General features: G+C 64.2%; 16 protein-coding genes. 6 read left to right on the forward strand and 10 right to left on the reverse strand.

What is annotated here, in order from left to right; all coding sequences use genetic code 11:
- Window positions 1-159 precede the first annotated feature (159 nt).
- Genes ACFVTG_RS17620 through ACFVTG_RS17630 form a run of 3 tightly spaced genes read right to left on the reverse strand, consistent with a single transcriptional unit; the run spans window position 160 to window position 2,751 of the window.
- A complete protein-coding gene (locus ACFVTG_RS17620) occupies window positions 160-1,002 on the reverse strand; it encodes an IclR family transcriptional regulator (RefSeq protein ID WP_284754227.1) in 843 nt (280 codons plus the stop codon).
- A 49-nt stretch (window positions 1,003-1,051) separates the two neighbouring features.
- Window positions 1,052-1,948 carry a hypothetical protein gene (locus ACFVTG_RS17625; RefSeq protein WP_390282191.1) on the reverse strand — a complete coding sequence of 299 codons (897 nt, stop codon included), beginning with the start codon at window positions 1,946-1,948 and terminating at the stop codon, window positions 1,052-1,054.
- A gap of 17 nt (window positions 1,949-1,965) precedes the next feature.
- Window positions 1,966-2,751 carry an alpha/beta fold hydrolase gene (locus ACFVTG_RS17630; RefSeq protein WP_390282192.1) on the reverse strand — a complete coding sequence of 262 codons (786 nt, stop codon included), beginning with the start codon at window positions 2,749-2,751 and terminating at the stop codon, window positions 1,966-1,968.
- A gap of 169 nt (window positions 2,752-2,920) precedes the next feature.
- On the opposite strand from ACFVTG_RS17630, the gene ACFVTG_RS17635 reads away from it, so the two are divergent.
- The 4 genes from ACFVTG_RS17635 to ACFVTG_RS17650 are packed head-to-tail and all read left to right on the forward strand — an operon-like array spanning window position 2,921 to window position 6,120.
- Window positions 2,921-3,703 carry a phosphatase PAP2 family protein gene (locus ACFVTG_RS17635; protein WP_390282193.1) on the forward strand — a complete coding sequence of 261 codons (783 nt, stop codon included), beginning with the start codon at window positions 2,921-2,923 and terminating at the stop codon, window positions 3,701-3,703.
- A 28-nt stretch (window positions 3,704-3,731) separates the two neighbouring features.
- Window positions 3,732-4,367, forward strand: a complete 636-nt coding sequence (locus ACFVTG_RS17640; RefSeq protein ID WP_390282265.1) for a DedA family protein — start codon at window positions 3,732-3,734, stop codon at window positions 4,365-4,367.
- Between the two features lie 5 nt (window positions 4,368-4,372).
- Complete coding sequence (locus ACFVTG_RS17645; RefSeq protein ID WP_390282194.1) at window positions 4,373-5,047, forward strand: response regulator transcription factor; 675 nt, start codon at window positions 4,373-4,375, stop codon at window positions 5,045-5,047.
- Window positions 5,048-5,058: 11 nt separating this feature from the next.
- Window positions 5,059-6,120 (forward strand): sensor histidine kinase, encoded by a 1,062-nt coding sequence (locus tag ACFVTG_RS17650; protein ID WP_390282195.1) that lies wholly within the window; start codon window positions 5,059-5,061, stop codon window positions 6,118-6,120.
- 5 nt (window positions 6,121-6,125) lie between these two features.
- Here ACFVTG_RS17650 and ACFVTG_RS17655 read toward each other — a convergent pair whose 3' ends face one another.
- On the reverse strand, window positions 6,126-7,652 hold the full coding sequence (locus ACFVTG_RS17655; RefSeq protein WP_390282196.1) for an HNH endonuclease: 1,527 nt from the start codon (window positions 7,650-7,652) through the stop codon (window positions 6,126-6,128).
- A gap of 241 nt (window positions 7,653-7,893) precedes the next feature.
- Between ACFVTG_RS17655 and ACFVTG_RS17660 the strand changes: the two genes are divergently transcribed.
- Window positions 7,894-9,168, forward strand: a complete 1,275-nt coding sequence (locus ACFVTG_RS17660) for an MFS transporter (protein WP_390282267.1) — start codon at window positions 7,894-7,896, stop codon at window positions 9,166-9,168.
- Window positions 9,169-9,176: 8 nt separating this feature from the next.
- Here the strand turns inward: ACFVTG_RS17660 and ACFVTG_RS17665 are convergent, their stop codons facing one another.
- From ACFVTG_RS17665 to ACFVTG_RS17690, 6 genes are all read right to left on the reverse strand, one after another.
- Complete coding sequence (locus tag ACFVTG_RS17665) at window positions 9,177-9,749, reverse strand: MOSC domain-containing protein (RefSeq protein WP_390282197.1); 573 nt, start codon at window positions 9,747-9,749, stop codon at window positions 9,177-9,179.
- Window positions 9,750-9,980: 231 nt separating this feature from the next.
- Window positions 9,981-10,862 (reverse strand): hypothetical protein, encoded by an 882-nt coding sequence (locus tag ACFVTG_RS17670; protein WP_284756308.1) that lies wholly within the window; start codon window positions 10,860-10,862, stop codon window positions 9,981-9,983.
- Between the two features lie 378 nt (window positions 10,863-11,240).
- Window positions 11,241-12,155, reverse strand: a complete 915-nt coding sequence (locus tag ACFVTG_RS17675; RefSeq protein WP_390282198.1) for a patatin-like phospholipase family protein — start codon at window positions 12,153-12,155, stop codon at window positions 11,241-11,243.
- A gap of 201 nt (window positions 12,156-12,356) precedes the next feature.
- Window positions 12,357-13,511, reverse strand: coding sequence for an ABC transporter ATP-binding protein (locus tag ACFVTG_RS17680; protein ID WP_390282199.1), 1,155 nt, complete (start codon window positions 13,509-13,511; stop codon window positions 12,357-12,359).
- On the reverse strand, window positions 13,508-15,118 hold the full coding sequence (locus ACFVTG_RS17685; RefSeq protein ID WP_284756304.1) for an iron ABC transporter permease: 1,611 nt from the start codon (window positions 15,116-15,118) through the stop codon (window positions 13,508-13,510). Before ACFVTG_RS17685 ends, ACFVTG_RS17680 begins: the two co-directional genes overlap by 4 nt.
- 4 nt (window positions 15,119-15,122) lie before the next feature.
- On the reverse strand, window positions 15,123-16,199 hold the full coding sequence (locus ACFVTG_RS17690; protein WP_284756303.1) for an iron ABC transporter substrate-binding protein: 1,077 nt from the start codon (window positions 16,197-16,199) through the stop codon (window positions 15,123-15,125).
- Window positions 16,200-16,416: 217 nt separating this feature from the next.
- Here ACFVTG_RS17690 and ACFVTG_RS17695 point away from each other — a divergent pair, with 217 nt between their 5' ends.
- The gene (locus ACFVTG_RS17695; RefSeq protein WP_284756302.1) at window positions 16,417-17,166 is read left to right on the forward strand and encodes an ABC transporter permease; all 750 of its coding nucleotides are present in this window, start codon (window positions 16,417-16,419) and stop codon (window positions 17,164-17,166) included.
- The last annotated feature ends 69 nt before the right edge of the window (window positions 17,167-17,235 follow it).

Consider the following 17,235-nt stretch of genomic DNA (forward strand, 5'->3'; position numbering starts at 1 on the left):
ATTCCTCCCGGAACGCGGCGTCGTATGTCTTTCTGCGGGTGGTCATCTGAAACTGAGGCTCCCATCAAGCTGTCTCACAAAACCATACGGCCGCATCTGGCATTTGGCCCTATAGGTGAGCGAGCGTCTCCACTGCTACCAGAGGGAACGACGTCGGGATCAGGCTTGGGTGCCCAGCCTGCGGGAAATTTCCCTGGCGCATCTCGTCACTTCAGGAATCCACTCCCTAGCGACGTCTTCAATGCGGACCGCCCGTTCCTCGGCGGTCTCGGCGTCCTTGGCCCGGTGCCGAGTGCCTCCGCCGGGAAACGCCCGGTTCGACACCGTCAACGTCACGCTGGCCACGGGATAGCGCTGCCGGTCGAGGACCGCGACCGCAACAGAGGAAAACCCCTCCGTGACCTCGTCCTGCTCCCACGCGTATCCGAGCGATCGTGCCCGCGCCAAGAGATCCTGCAATGCGGGCAAGGATTGCGGGCCCTTGCTGTGGCGCTCGGCGAAAGCCTCCGGTCCCGGGAAAAGCGCAGCCACCTGGGCCGGGTCCATTTGGGCCATCATCGCTCTGCCGCTGGCCGTCAGGTGGGCAGGAAGCCGGACCCCGGTGTCGGTGACAAGGGGGCTTTGCCGCGGCGCCCGCTCCTCGATCACGTAAACGACGTCGCGCCCGTGCATCACGGCAAGATGGGCAGTCCGGCGGGTCCGGGCGACGAGCCGGGACAGGGGAAACCGGGCAATCCGCTGGATCGGAGCTTGCCGCGAATACCCCGTCCCCAACTCATGGGCGGTCACTCCCAAGGCATACTTGCGCTCCTCGGGAAGGTGGACCAGAAAGCCGTCATCGATCAGTGAAGCAATGAGCTGATACGTGGTCGACCGCGGCAGGCCAACATCGCGCGCAATGATGGACGCGCTGACCGGGCCGGCCTGGCCTGCGACATATCTGAGAACCGCCAGCACCTGGGCCGCGGCCGGCGCCTTGGGCCGCACCGATTGACTGTACATTGTCCTAGAATACGCCTCGGAATGTCCGGTATACCGGATGTCGCGACTACTAAGAGAGTCCCTCCAACTGGGCCCGTGCCGTTTCCGCAGTCCGGTGTTCCCGGCTGGCTAGCCGCACTGCCAGTTTGCGGTTCCGCTCGGCCAAGGTGATGGCCCACTCCGTGGCGGCAAGCTCCTGCTGCAATGCAGCCAGCTTGTCCTTGGCAGCTTTGACTTCGACGGCGAGTTGCTCGCTCCGGCGCACGGCCTCCGACTTTTCGCGTTCGGCCTGGGCGAGTTCCAGGTCGGCCTTGTCCGCGTTGCGCTCCGCTTCCGCGAGTGCGGTGTGTGCCTTCTCGCGCTCGCGTTCCGAGTCGGCGCGAGCACGCTGGGAGTCTGCCCGCACGGGCTGCCGCCCGCCGTCGTCGGACTCCTCTTTGAGGGTGCCCACCGTGGGAAGTGCGCCCGCAATCGCCACCGCGCCCGACAGATCCACGGGTTCCAATCCGTTCGTGGCGAGCGAACGCACCAGTTGCCCGCTGCGGAGCGCCGCGGCAGCGCCGGGATCCGTCATGGCCGCCCTCAGCGTGGCCTCGATCTCCATCGCGGCGGCGCCACTCACCTTCACGCCCAGGCCTTCCGCCACTGCCCGGGCCTGCTCGACGGCGGCGCCCAAGACGCGCGGGCGCTGTTGGCCGAGCGTGCGGAGACGGTCGTGATCCTGCTGCTCCTGTGCTCTCCCGAGCGATGCCCCGAGTTCCAGGACGCCCGCGAATTCCTTGGTTGCGTGCCGGACAAGCATGTTGACGGCCCACGCCGCGGTGGAAGGCTTCGGCAACTGGGCGATCTGTTTCGCCAGATCGGCGTCTCCCGCGGACTTGGCTTCCTTGGCCCGCGCAGTGCGGGCCGCCGTGAAGGCCGAGGGAACCAGTGTGTAGAGTTCGACGGCGATCGCGGCCAGGTCCATCGGGGAAGCCAGCCGTACTACTCGGCCAAGAACCCAGCGAGTGCGTCAGCCATGACTCCGGGTTCCCAACTGTGGTTGGCGCCTGGAATGGTGGTTTTGCGGGCACTGGGGATGTTGGCCACGATGGAGTCGGCCGCTTTCGGCATGATCGGTATGGTTTGCTCGCCGACGATCGCGACGGTGGGCTGGGTGATGCCGGACCACAGCTCTGCCCGAGGCGCGGACTGGGTCCACGCGAGGGATTCGGCATCGGCGGAAAGGCTGGGGCCCAGTTCGAGCATGATGGGCCATCCTGGACTGTTCTTGGCGCCGGCCAGCCACTCCGGTGGCATGTCGTTCATGTAGTACTCGATGGTGCCGGCCTTGTCTCCGGATGCGATCCGTTCCTGGAGGCCGGCGAAGAATTCGGCCCCGCCGGTGCCGAGTTCATCGCTCAGGGGAGTCTCCCAGAGCGCCAGCTTCGTGATGGGTAGGCCTGCTGCCGCCGCTGCCAGGGAAATCGAGCCACCTGAAGAGCTCCCGAAGAGCGCAGCTTGGCCGCCCGCGATGTCGATGAGTGTGGCGAGATCGTCGATGTTGTCCTTCAGGGTGAATGACGGAGCCTCTGCGCTTTCCCCTCTGCCGCGCCGGTCGTAGTTCAAAACGGTGAACCCCTTGGCGGCCAGAAGCTTGGCCATTTCCACGGTGTTGGAGTCGAAGCCCCTGAATTGCATTGCACCCCCAACCAGGATCACGGCAGGTCCCTCGCCGTATTGGTCATACCCGATGCGGGTACCGTCTTTCGAGATCGCAAATTCGGACATCCCAGATCCTTCGATGTGGCGGACAGTAGGTTCCTAAACTCTGGGGCCCGGCCACTTGCGGGTCAAGGGGAAAGGACGGTGAACAGGAGTTCTTAAGAGCTTCTTAAGTGCCCCGCGGGAGAGTGGAAGCAGGCCGCACAACGGCCGTCACCCCCGAACCGGAGACACCATGCGATCACACCCCGAGCAGAACACTTCCACGGAAGGCCGCGCTTCCGCCGTCGTCCGTCACAGTGTGCCGTTGCTTCCCCAGCCCAGGTACTGGCTTCTGTGGGGCATTGCCCTCGCTGCCGTAGTTCTTGCCATCGGCTTCAGCGTGCAGGCGGTAGCGGGCCTGACCACCAACGAATTCGGCGTTGACCAGGAACTCAGCCGCCATCACGTGGGCGCACTGACCACGGTGGCCATGGCATTGAACTTCCTCTTCGCCCCTGTAGCGGGAGTTTGCATAGTCCTGGTGATCGGCTTGTACCTTTTCCTGGTTCGCATGTCCTTCGTGCGGGCGGCCATGTTTGTGCTCTTCGCATGTTCGGGCTGGGTTGCCAGCGAGGCATTCAAACTTATCGTTGCCCGCCACCGGCCCAACCCTGCGCTTCTTTTCGACCCCCTGGCCCCGGAAACGGGTTCCAACAGCTTTCCCAGCGGGCATACCGCCTTCGCCGTAGCGCTCGCCTTCGCCCTGTACCTCCTGGTCCGGGGCACCCGATGGGGCGTCATCACCGCGTGGGCCGGTGCTGTCATGGCCGTGGTGGTGGCGTGGTCCCGGATCTACATCGGAGTCCATTACCCCAGCGACGTGGTGGCATCATTCCTGGCCACCAGCGCCGCAGTGATCGTTTTGGCAGGACTCTGGAACAGGTACGCACCGCAAGTTTTCGCGCGACTACCGTTTGGCGCTGGTTCGGGAGCAATCGCCCCGGAAGCAACCGCAACCCAAGCACACGGATCCTGAGGAGGACCCCTTGCACGTACTTTCCGCCATGCCCGCTTTCCTTGATCCCGCCACCCTCCTTCAGGGCTTGGGTCCAGCGGCGCTGGGAGTAGTGGCGCTGATAGTCTTCATCGAGTCCGGTCTCTTATTCCCGTTCCTGCCCGGTGACTCTTTGCTGTTCACCACAGGCCTGCTTCACCAGCAACTGCAGCTTGAGCTGCCGGTGTTGATCGCCGTCGTATCGGCCGCCGCCATCGCCGGTGACCAGATCGGCTACATGTTGGGGCGCAAGTTCGGACGGCGATGGTTCAAGGATGACGCCCGGGTACTGAAGACCGCGCACCTGGATACGGCCGAAGAATTCTTCAAGCGACGCGGCGGCCCCGCAATAGTCCTGGCCCGCTTTGTCCCCATCGTGCGGACATTTGCACCGCTGAGCGCAGGCATCGCGCGCTACGACTACAAATCCTTCACCCTGTGGAACATCGCCGGCGCCGTCATTTGGGGAACCTCCGTGACGCTCCTGGGCTCCTGGCTGGGACATTACGAGTTCATCGCAAACAACATTGACGCCATTGCCGTGATCATGGTTTTGGTCTCCGTCCTGCCGTGGGGAGTCGAGTTCCTCAAAAAGCGGCGCAAGGTCAAGGTGGACGCCGCGAGCAGGCACGCCGGGGAAGAATAGACAGCATGACAACAGCTGAGCGGCCGGCGGTCCTCTTGGTCGAAGACGACGCCGCCTTGGGGCCGCTCATCAGCGAACTCCTGGAGCCGGACTTTTCCGTCCGCTTGGCTGTCAACGGGCGCGACGGGCTCCACCTCGCCCTGACCCAGAGTTGGGATGCGATGGTCATTGACAGGGGGCTGCCCGTCATGGACGGCATCGCCTTGATCAAGGCCCTTCGTGCCAAGGGGATTGCCACCCCGATCCTCATCCTGACGGCGCTCGGTGCCACCGATGAGAAGATCCGGGGGCTCGACGCCGGAGCGAACGACTACATGAGCAAACCGTTCGACGCCATGGAGCTGGCCGCCCGCCTGCGAGCCCTCACCCGGACGTACGGCCTGCCGCCTCAGACTCTGGGAATCGGGGATTGGGAGCTCGACGCCGGTGCCCGCTCCATGCGCTCCGTGTACGGTTCCGTGGTCACCCTGACAGCGAAGGAAGCGGGACTCCTTGAAACCTTGGCCGGCGAACCCGAACGGGTCTTTACCCGTGAAGACCTCATCAACGCCCTGTTCCACCCCACGGACCAGCCGGGCGTGATCGACACCTACGTCCACCACTTGCGCCGCAAGATATCCAAAACGGTGATCCGGACGGTCCACGGCCTCGGATACCAGATCGGCGACCCCCATGACTGAGAACGACCCCCATGACTGAAAACCCGGACCAGGCGACGCTTCGCAAAGCCTCCCTGAAGATCGCCGTGCGGATCAGCGCGGCATGCACGGTTTTGGTTCTTTGCCTGCTGGCGGCCGCCGCGATCTACCTCTTTAACCAGGCTCAGCATCCAACGCTGCCCGGACCTGGCGAAACCGACTCCGTCTACGCATATCTCGATACAAAGGACCTCCTGAAGGCCATGATCGTTGCCGGCATTGCGGGGATACTCCTCGCCGGTGCCATCGGCTGGCTCAGCGCGCGGAGCGCCATCAGGCCCTTGGGAGAGGCATTGGCCTTGCAGCGACGGTTCGTTCAGGACGCCAGCCACGAATTGCGTACACCCCTCGCCATCCTCGATGCACGCGTCCAGCTCGCCCAGCGCGACGCCCCCGCCGACTCAAAAACCGGGGAAGCGCTCGCCCGCATCCGCAATGACACCGCGACCCTCACCGGCATCGTCAACGAATTGCTTGTGGCGGCCACCGGCTCGCCTCCGGATGCCACAGCGGAGCCGAGCGACCTCGCCAAGGTGGCGGGCGCCGTCGTCGAGAGCTTGCAACAGCTCGCGGGAGAGAAAGACGTCCGCGTCACCCTGACGGAAAAGGACCGCCCTTTCGCGCTCATTGACAGCAATGCCTTCCGCCGAGCCCTCCTTGCACTGGCCGACAACGCGCTGGCGCACACCCCCGCTGGCGGCCAAGTGGGGATCACGACGGCGGTGCTCGGCAACCGCGCGGTGGTCACCGTCTCGGATTCCGGGGCGGGGATCAAGGGAGTGGACCAGACCCGGATCTTTGACCGCTTCGTGAGGACACACAGCACCGAGGGTTCCCCGGGCCAGCGCAGCTTCGGAATCGGCTTGGCGTTGGTCCGTGAAATCATCACCGGGGCCCGAGGCACTGTGGAGGTTGAGCGCAGCGGCCCGCGGGGAACGGTCATGAAGATCACGCTGCCGCTTGCCCCGAAGGCTGCGGGCCCCAAAGATGGGGCGCCGAAAGACACCGGCCCGAAAGACATCGGCCCGAAAGACACGTGGTCCGGCTCGGCATAGCTTACTTAGGCGGCCCGCAGTTTGGCGGGTTGGGCGTATTTAAGCGCCTTTGCATGGTGTCGGAGCTTGCGTCGGTGGTGCCTGGAATCTGGCGCCGCCGTGGTCATGGATAGCCCGGTTCCTGGCGGGGGTGGGGCTGTTGATCGGTAGTGGTGTCCCGTTGGGGTGCGGATGTCGACGACATGCCGTGTCCCGGGGTGGGTTTGTGCTGTCCCGGTTTGTGCTGCTCCGGTTCGTGCTGTCCAGCCGGTGAGTTCTTTGGTGTGGTTGCAGGCTTCGCACAGCCCCTCCCCGTTGGCCAGGCTGGTGGGTCCTCCGTCGCGCCAGGGGATGATGTGGTCGAAATGCCTGATCGGCGCGTCGCAGTAGGGGGTGCGGCAGGTGTCGTCGCGGGCTTGGATGAAGCGCCGCATGCCTGCCGGGAATAAGCGTGCCCGCGAATCCACCCCGACGAGCTCTCCGGTTCCGGGGGCTGTGTAGAGGCGCCGCAGCCAGACCTTCAGGTCCTGATCCTGGGCAAGTTGACCCGGTTCACCGGCCGCGGGCTGGCCGGTCGTGAGCAGTGTCCGTGCCCAGCCGGCGGGCACGATCCCGTAGCCCGGCAGGCGGGCCGGTTCGCTGTCGCCCTGGAAGAGTGTCCTGTCGGTCATGACGAGCTGAACCTCAACCCCGCAAATACCGCCCGGGGTGCCGGTGGTGCGTTCGACGAGCGCATCGGCCATGATCTGCCCTCGGCTGCGGGTGTCCCCGCCGGAGCGCAGCGAGTCTGCGTGCCGGGTCAGGGCCGCGTGAACGGCCACGCCCTGGGCGACCGGAAGCAAGGCGGTCAGGTAGGTCATGGTGTCAGGCGCGGGCCGCAGGGACACATTCCGTTCGGTGGCGGCGTGGCTGGCGCGCTGGGTCACGGAACGGGGGTCCCGCCGGTACCCCGCGGCACGGGCGACGGCGATGATGGCCTTGTCCCCGGCGCCGTCGAAGGTCCCGGTGTCGGCGGCGAGTTCCTCGTCCACCGCGCAGCGGTCCTCGGCGGACAGGCAGGCTGTTTCCTTCACCAGCAGGGTCGCCCGCCATTCGTTCATCTGTCCGGTGTCCAGGGCGGCGAGGGTGTGCGGCATTTCGGTCACCAGCGCCTTCGCCAAGCCGAACAGCCGTGATCCGCGGGCGGGCGACTCCTGCCGGGCAAGGGCGATCTGCGCCGCGACGCCGCGGCCGCGTTCGTCGGCCGGAACACCTGCCGCCGCGTCGGCGCTGCGCTGGGCGGCATCGAACGCGACCGTGATCCGGGCTTGGGCAGCGGCGGCCGCGGACTTCAAATCCTCCAGGCCACGCAGCTGGTCGATCAGTTCTGCGGGGTCGGCCAGTTCGGTGCCGCCGACCGGCGCAAAGGCAGCGGCCGCGCGAAGCGATCTCACGGCATCGATCAACTCGCGCATCCGGACGCCCGCGACAGCGACACCGGGGACAGCCCCAGGGTCCGCGCCGCAGGACGGCGCGCCCGCTCCGATCAGCTGTGTTCCCCGGTTCCCGGCCATAACCACAGCATCGCAGAGGGGTCTGACATTAATAGCTCGAAGGAGACCTGCCTGCCGAAAAACCCGGAAATCGGCAGAACTTTCCTAGAAACTGACAGGCCTCGCGGCCCCGGCAAATAGGCCATCGGAGACGTTTCGCGGGCGCCCCTCAAGCCCGTCCCGTCCGCCTCTGGCGTGCGCAACCGAAGCGGACGAGAATGGGCTCGTGGTTCCCCCTCGTCAAGGCGGGGCCGTCGTCCCGATGAACTCCGCCGCCCGAAAGATCCAAAGCGTCTATCTCACGTTGACCCTCGGCAATACCCTCGCGGCTTCGTTCATCTGGGGGATCAACACCCTCTTCCTTTTGGATGCCGGACTCAGCAACCTTGAGGCCTTTGCCGCCAACGCCTTCTTCACTGCCGGAATGGTGGTATTCGAGGTGCCTACCGGAGTGGTGGCTGACGGTTGGGGGCGCCGGATTTCGTTCCTGCTTGGCACGGTGACGCTGGCCGGGTCCACCTACCTGTACTATCTGCTTTGGCAGCTTTCCGCCCCGTTTTTGTGGTGGGCCGTGGTGTCGGTATTGCTCGGCCTGGGCTTCACCTTCTTCTCGGGTGCTGTGGAGGCCTGGCTCGTCGACGCGCTGCGCTTCACTGGATATGAGGGTGGCCTGGAGACAGTGCTCGGGCGCGGCCAGATGGTCTCGGGCGCCGCCATGCTCGCGGGCTCGGTGGCTGGCGGGGTGATCGCGCAGGCCACCAACCTGGGCGTGCCGTTCCTGATTCGCGTGGGCGTGCTCCTCGCCATGTTCGCCGTGGCCTTCTTGCTCATGCGCGACGTCGGGTTCACCCCCGAACGTTCTACCCATCCCCTCAAGGCGACCCGAGCCGTTCTGGACGCCTCGATCGAGAACGGTTTGAAAAATCCACCCGTACGGTACGTGATGCTGGCAGCGCCGTTCAGCGCCGGCGTCGGGATCTATGTGTTCTATGCCCTGCAGCCATACCTGCTTCAGCTCTTCGGCGACCCGCGCGCGTACTCTGTGGCCGGGCTGGCGGCGGCAATCGTCGCAGGAGCGCAGGTGCTGGGTGGGTGGCTTGCACCACGCATCCGGGGCCTTGTCCGCAAACGCACCACCGTGTTGATTCTGAGCGGAGTGGTGAGTGCGTCGATTTTGGTGGTGCTCGGGTTCACGAGCGTCTTCTGGATGGCCTTGGCCCTATTGACGTTCTGGGCCATGGTCGACTCGGCGGCCACCCCGGTGCGGCAGGCCTACGTGAACGACATGATCCCGTCGAAGCAGCGGGCAACCGTGCTTAGCTTCGACTCACTCATGGGATCAAGCGGTGGAGTGGTGGTGCAGCCGCTGCTCGGCCGGGCGGCCGATGTGTACGGCTACTCCGCCTCGCTCGCCATCAGCGGCGTCATCGAGCTGATCGCGGTGCCGTTCCTCCTGGCGAGTCGTCGGCAGGGCTCTTTGGCCGATCAAGCCAACGCCTCGATCGCTACATCGGACGCGGAACCCCGGCAGTCATAGGAACTGGCCTACGGAAGCCGTGAAGCCCGGAGGAGCGTGGCCTCGCCGGCCTTGTCAGGATCAAGCGGTACAGGGCTAATTAGCACAGCTGTGCCACGATGCAGAAGGCCATCCGAAAGCGGTTGGCAGCGCACGCCACCGCGGCCGCGCATGGCGGCATGTGCGCCCGGAGCGAGGACCTGGTCCATCCACGCACAGGGGTGCGCCGGCCGGCCGCCCCGGAACCGCACAAGGCCGCCACGGGATTCCAACGCGAACTCCTCGCCCAGCAGGGGAGCCAGGTGGGCTCCTCTGAGGACCACATTGCGGCGAGTGAGGAGCGGGTCAAAAGGGGCGACCCCCAGCTCAGCAGCCATCGCTTCGAGCGACTCGATGGCTATCAGGGTGACTGCGGCATCCATGTGCGCGGCCTTGCCGAAGAACCGGTCACCGACGATGCCCTTGCCGCTTACGACGTCGACCTGCTCGGCGTCCGTTGTGGGCACCTCGGCGGCACCATCGCGTGCGCGGCCGAAGTAGGCGTGGCCGGATGACACAAGGAGATGCAGGATCTCCACGTCGTACCTGTAGCTTGCGGTCATGCCATAAGGCTATGCCTGTCCCGGGTGAGCAACCCCGGGCACTCTACCCCAACCTTGAAAAGCTAGTTCTTGCGACGCTGGAAATCAGCGAAAGCTCCGATGCCGGTTCCAACAAGCGCGATACCAGCAAGTATTGACCACCAGAGCTGCATATATCCGGCGGCCGTTATGAATAGCAGAACCGCTACCAATGCAAATAGAAGCAGGGAAATAGGAATGTCGCGAGCACCTTTAGGAGTCAAAACACGCTTCCTTGATCGAGGCGATGCCTAGAACCTCTCCAGCAAGACCACCGCCGGCGGCAACGACAGCTTGCCACTTCTTCTCCAACCCGGATGCCGCGTTCCAGGCGCGGAAGAGAATTTCGAAGGTCCTCTGAATACTTCCAAACCTTGCAACTAGTTTAGCGACTTTACCGGCGACCAGAGCGTTAGCAGCAACCTCTGCCGTAACGGTCGCTATACACTTGGCCCAGCCCCAAAAGTCGCTCGGATCAGCGGTTACCGGAAAGGCTGTGTTCTGATCAAAATCGATCGACTGCACGAGAGCCTCTCCGTCGAGGGAGAACCGCGTCGGAACAGCCCTGCCGAGCGCATCGTAAGCCCATGGAGCCCTGTAACCCCCAGCAATCGCACCCTCAGCGGTGCGAACAACAACGGAACCATCAGTGTCTATGGCTGCTTTTGATCCTGCGGGGAGCGACAAGGGAAACCGATATTCTCGATCCGCAGTGTTTGAAGCAATGTTGATCAGTGTCTGAGTTCCCTTGCCTGTGGCATAACTACTAATCACGGCACTGTTGAGTTTGGTGCTCAGAACCGGCTCACCTTGCCCGGCGAAAAGGCCGTCCGGGATCTTGCCCGGTTTTGCGAGAGCTTCGGATGAAGCCGTGCCCGGAAGAGTGATGCTTGCGGACCAAGCGCCGGCGCCAGAAACAACGATGTTCGTTCCGGGGACCGCAACAGTACTGACTTTGCTTGGCGAATGAACCCCTTCACCTAAAGAAACTGGCGATGCCTGTGCAACCCCCGCGCTCGACACCACGACCCCACTGGCGACAAGCGCGACAAGTAGAAGACTTCCGATTGAACCTAGCTTAGATCTGTTTGACATGGATCACCTTTCAGAGAGAGACAGGCGCTTCACGATCAAATTATGCATATGAGGCAAATGAGGGCAAGAGTTTTATGAAACAGGTCGAGGGAATTATTTTCAAATTCCAAAATGGGAATCACGGATTGCATTCCTCTCGCATGTCTCAATACTCAATCCACCGTCCGTCGCTACTCAATTTATGACTTTCGACCACTCAATTTCAGGTATACGTCACTCAATAGGAGCAAAAACTCTTGACATTAATGCGACTCTTATGATCGATCAGGTCGCCGGGGCTGAGTCGCGAAGGTGACCGAGGCGGCCCTTGACCGCCTTGGTCACCTCCTAGGCGTGAACAAGTGTCGTCACGCCTGCAGGCTCAGGAACCCCGGGCGCTCAGCCCCAAAATTCCGTGAGCTGCCCGGCCAGGGCTTTGCCTTGCTCGTACCCCGCCTGGGCAGCGGGCGGGCGCAGCGACAGATCCATGGCATTGGCGCCGAACATGTGCTCGGAGTTGCCGTCCGGGAAAATGGTTTCGACTCTGCTGCCGCGTGCGCGGAGTTCGTCGACCTGCGTTGCCAGATGCGTGCCCCACTCCAGCGGTTGCAATGATCTGCCACCGAAGGGCGAGAGCACCAGGACCCGCTCGTATCCGGCTGCCAGATCGGCATTCTCGGCGTTGGACCGGTAACCGCCGTCGAGGTACCGCTTGTCCCCGATCCTGTAAGGCAAGCCACTGGAACAGCTGGCGGCGATTGCATCCACCAAGTCGACTCCACTCTGGCGGTCGAACGTGACCGGTTCACCGGTACGGGCATCGACCGCCGTGACGAGCACTGGTCGTTCCGGCCAGTTCTGGCTGGGTAGCCGGGCGGCGACGGTGGTGCGCCATTGTGTTGACCAGGAGCCATCCGACGCCGCATCCATCTCGAGCGCTGCCGCGCCCAGTCGCCGGCGCATGTCAGCCACGTCCTGAGCATCGGCGATGATCTTGTTGATCCGCTCCAGATGGTTCACCACCGGCCTGGCTGATGCGCGTCCGGCTCCGGACCCGACCGGAGCGGGCCGTTGCGGGGGGACGGCGTCAAGGATGTTGGCGAACAGTTCAGTCGGGGTTGCGCCGGCAATCTGGGCCGCGGCCGTTGATCCGGCTGACGTGCCGATGGTCAGATCGGCGTCGGTCGCATCCAGCCCGGCCTCGAAGAGGCCAGCGAGGACGCCGATCAGCCAGGCATTGCCTGTCGATCCGCCGCCACCGAGGACCAACGCTCGCTCGCGGGAGTGCAAAGGTAAAGAAGGTGTTGTGTTCATGGGAGTCGCCTTTCGTGAATTGCCTGTTTGGCGCTCCCAGTGGCGACTATTTCAGTCGCGAGATCGTGGACTGCAGGGGAGCACCCATTGCGGATACTGCGTTCATGGGACTCACCTCCTGCCGATAGATCACGATCGCCGCAACGCTAGCACGCCCGCGGCGCGGCCCGCAACAGGCCCGCAACAGGCCGACCTACACCCCTAATCCTCCACAGGGAACGCCACGCCTTCGCCCACCACGCGGAGGCACAGTTCCGTGCCGGGCTTGGTGATGGAAGCGTTCCAGTGCCGGATGGTGATGATTTCGCCACCTCCCGGGTAGGCCAAGGATGCGCCGGCGGCTGCAACGCGCGGGGCGAGCTTGATCCGCACCGTGGTCTCGGGGCCGAAGTAGTCCGTATCGACGACCACGCCGCGGATGGGACCGTCGGGAGCAATCCGGATTTGTTCAGGGCGGAGCATCAATTGCACGAGGCCCTGCGCCGGGGGACGGCGTACAGGTATGCCGCCTAGCGAACACGTGGCCAGGGAGCCTTCCATCCACGCGTCCAGGATGACGGCGTCACCGAGGAATTCGGCCGTTGCCCGGTCTGCGGGACGCGTGTACACAACGAATGGATTGCCGATCTGCGCCAGCTTCCCGCCACGCATGATCGCCACCTGATCCGCGAAGGACAGGGCCTCGGCTTGATCGTGCGTCACCAGGATGGTGGTGACCCCGGCTTCGTTCAGCACCTTCGCGACGGCGCGCCGCGTGGCCACGCGGAGGCCGGCGTCGAGCGCTGAGAAAGGCTCGTCGAGCAGCATGAGTTGCGGTTCGCGGGCCAGGGCTCGGGCGAGTGCCACCCGCTGCTGCTGGCCGCCCGAGAGCTGGTGGGGCCGCCGCTTCGCCATGTCGGCATCGAGGGAAACCATGTCGAGCAGTTCCTGGACGCGCGTCTTCACGGCGCGGCGGCCGCCGTCGAGCGCTGACTTGTCCAGCCCGAACGCGATGTTCTGCCCCACCGTAAGGTGTGGGAAGAGCGCGCCGTCCTGGGCAACATAGCCAACGTGCCGCTTGTGGGCCGGTACCCAAATCCCGTCCCCGGCCACCTTGTTTCCGTTGAGGCTGATTGAGCCGGTGCCCGGGTGCTCAAATCCGGCGATGAGGCGCAACAGGGTGGTCTTGCCGGAACCGGAAGGCCCGACGATGGCAGTGGTCCCGCCCTTGGCCACGGAAAGGTTCACGCCCTTCAGCACGGCCTGGGAGCCGAAGTTCTTGGTGACCTCGGCGATGTCCAGATGCGTGTTGGTGGTAGGGGCCACCGAAGCCGCCACGCGCGGTGCCGGAAGCCTTGAGGGGGATTGTTCGGTCACTGTCCGGCTACTTTCTTGGACTGTTGGAAAAGCAAGTACGTCATGGGGGCGGACAACAGGATCATGAGCAGGGCGTAAGGTGCCGCGCCCGAGTAGTCGATCTCGCTGCTCTTGCTCCAGAATTCGGTGGCCAGGGTGTGCGTGCCATTGGGGGACAGCAGCAGCGTGGCGGTCAGCTCGTTGACTATGGCAAGGAACACCAGCGCGGCCCCGCCGGCGGCGGCCGGAGCCGTGAGCCGCAACGTCACCTTCAGGAAGGACACCAGCGGTGCCTTGCCGAGCGATTGCGCGGCTTCGTCAAGTTCCTTGGGAGCCTGGGCCAGTCCGGAGCGGATGTTGACCAGGGCCCGCGGCAGGAACAACAGCACATAGGCCGCAATCAGGACGCCGGAGGTCTGGTAGATTCCCGGGACCATGCGGATGCTCACGGTCACGAAGGCGAGGCCCACCACGATGCCGGGCAGGGAGCTGGTGACGTAATTGGAGAGTTCAAGCATCTTGCTGAACCAACTGGGGTGCCGCACGGCCAGATAGGCCATGGGGAAGCCGACGACGATTGTCGCCGCGGCGCCTACGGTGCCATAAGCGAGGGTCTGGAGCAGTGCCGGAAGGAATTCGTCGGCGGACCAGACGCGCGCGCCTCCCGCCAGCACCCAGCGCAGGACAAAAAAGATCGGCAACCCGAAGGCCAACACGGTGAGGGCAAGCAGGCCTAGCTGGGACGGAAGCTGGTAGTGGCGCAGGGGAAGCCTGGTCGGCTTGGCCTGTGCACCGGAACCGACGCGGGCGTAGCGTGCGGTACCGCGGCTCCTGACTTCCGCCAGGAGCAGGATGAGGCAGAAGAACACCAGGACGCTTGCCAGCATGTTCCCGGCTGTGCCGTTGAACGTGGATTGGAACTGGGTCATGATCGCGGTGGTGAACGTGTCGAAGCGGATCATGGCGAACGCGCCGTATTCGGCCAGCAGGTGCAGCGACACCAGGAGTGCGCCACCCGTCATGGCGATCCGGAGTTGAGGCAGGACAACCCGGAAGAAGATGGCCCATGGTCCCAAGCCAAGGGAGGCCGCGGACTGCTCAATCGCGGGGTCCAGACGCCCCAGCGTCGCCGCCGCGGGAATGTAGACAAGGGGGAAATACGACAGCGTGGCGATCAGCACGCCGGACCAGATGCCCTCCAGCGAGGGGACCGCGGTCACCCACGCATAGCTGTTGACGAACGCGGGAATGGCCAGCGGGGCTGCCAGGGCCACAGCCCACCAGCGATGCCCCCGCAGCTTGGTCCGCTCCACGAGCCACGCGCCACCGACTCCCAACACCAGGCAGATGGGCACCGTGAAGACCACCAGCATCACGGTGTTCAGGAGCAGCTCGCCAACGCGCGGCCGGAAGATGAGTGCGACGGCGGTGTCCCACCCGGTCGCGGCCGTCATGTAAGCGACGTACCCCAGCGGGATGAGCGAAAACAGCGCGATCAGCACGGCCAGGAGGGATATTGCAGAAACGCCGAAAGGCGGGCGGGGGCGCTTGCCCCTGCCCGCCGTCGTCGTGCTCGACGGAGCCTCGGGAATTTCCGGGGAGACGCGAGCCGATAGATCAGTGGTCACAGAATTACAGCAGTCCTGCCTTGGTCATCAGGTCGGTGACCTTTGCGGAGTTCAATTTGGCCGGATCCACGGTAGGAGCTTGCAGATCCTTGATGGGAACGAGTTTAGCGTTCGAGTCCACGTTGGAAGCGATCGCGTATTCGTAGGAAGTGCCGTTCTTGAGGACTTCCTGGCCCTGCTTGCCGGTGACGAACTTGATGAAGGCCTGGGCAGCTGCGGAGTTCTTGGAGGATTTCAGCACGCCGCCACCGGAGACGGACAGGAACGCGCCGGGGTCCTGGTTCTTGAAGAAGTACGGGGTGACGTTCTTGGAGTTCTCGCCGGTCTTCGCCTGGTCGCCGTAGTAGTAGTAGTGGTAGATCAGTGCGGCGTCGACTTCGCCGGCGTTGACTGCCTTCATGGCGGTGCTGTTGCCCTTGTACGCCTTGAAATTGTCCTTCATGCCCTTGAGCCACTCAGTGGTGGCGGCCTCGCCCTTTTGTTCGAGGAGGGCGGCAACAATGGCCTGGAAGTCGGCGCCGGACGGCGAAGCTGCCCACCGGCCCTTCCACTCCGGCTTGGCCAGGTCCAGCATCGACTTGGGCAGCTTGTCGTCGCTGATCTTGGTCTTGTCGTACACCAGAACCGTGGAGCGGGCGGCGATGCCGGTCCACTTGTTGGTGGACGGGCGGTACGCGGCCGGGACCTGGTCCACGGTGGCCTTGTCGATGTCGGCGAAGAGGCCGGCGTTCTCAACCTGGGCCATGGCGGGGGAGTTCTCCGTGAGGAAGACGTCGGCCGGGGATGCCGCGCCTTCCTGGATGATCTGGTTGGAGAGCTCGGTGTCGGAACCTTGGCGGACGGTGACCTTGACGCCGGTCTCCTTGGTGAACGCGTCCACCCATTCCTTGGTCAGGGTGTCGTGCTGGGCGTTGTAGACGGTGATTTCGCCCCCCACTTTAGTGGAAGTAGCAGCGTCGGCGGAAGCGGAAGTGGAACCGGTGGCTGCTGGGGAGGCCGTGCCGTTGCCGCAAGCGGCCAGGCTCAGGGCTGCAGTGGCGGCGAGTGCGATGCCGGCCAGCGCGTTTGCGCGAATCTTCATGAGGGCTTCTTTCTGCGAGCAAATCCAAGGGAACCCGGGGGAAGGAACTGCGGGCTCACAGCTTGAAACTTTAGGTTAGCCATACCTAAATCTCCATCCAGAACGACCTATAGTGACCGGAATCACATGTATTACGCAAGATTTACATGACCTAATAAGCGGAAGCGGTGTGTCGTCGTCCGAGCGAGTGCCTTGCTGCAGTCGATAAGCTGGCTCCATGCCCGGTCTCGCCGAATTCCTGCCGACCTTCCTCGGCGTCGGCGTCCTGATGGCAGTCACGCTGGCACTCCTCTTGGCGTTCCGGACCCCTCACCCTTTCGCGCCCGCATTGGCCATCCTCCGTGGAGCCGCGCAGCTCGCCGCGATCAGTCTTGTTCTGGGCGGCGTCATCACCAGTCCGCTTTGGGTCGCCGTCGCGCTACTCGTGATGTTCGCGGTGGCCGCGATGAGTGCCACCCGTCGGATTGGCTGGAGCCTGCCGCATTTGGGCTTGGTCAGCGGCTCCATGGCCGGGGGTATCGGAATTACCCTCGCCGTCATTTTTGCGACCGGGGCAATCGCGTTCACTCCCCGCTACGCGCTCGCAATTGGCGGAATCGTCATTGGCAATGGAATGACCATCGCAGTGCTGGCCGGCCGGCGCTTCAAGGAATCGGTCTACGAGCATTGGGAGGAAGTTGAGGGTTGGCTCGCGCTCGGCGCCACCCCGAGGCAAGCAACCCTTGATCTCGCCCGGCGGACCGTCTATTCGGCCCTTATTCCGTCAACCGATCAAACCAAGACGACGGGACTTGTCACCCTACCCGGCGCGTTCGTCGGGGCGATTTTTGGCGGGGTTTCTCCCTTTGAGGCAGGCCGCTTCCAGATTGTGGTGCTCGCGGCGATCATGGCGGCAGGTTCCATCACCGCCGTCATGATCATCGGAATCCTCGCGCCGGTACGCGTGCGCCCAGCGACGCTGCGCTGACACTGCCTAACGGGAGCGAGCCTCCGGCCGACAGTAGGAACTGAACCGCACTCCTACAAGCGCCTCCCT

Origin of the sequence: Arthrobacter sp. NPDC058127 (genome assembly GCF_042884555.1) — a bacterium.
Taxonomy (GTDB): Bacteria; Actinomycetota; Actinomycetes; order Actinomycetales; family Micrococcaceae; genus Arthrobacter.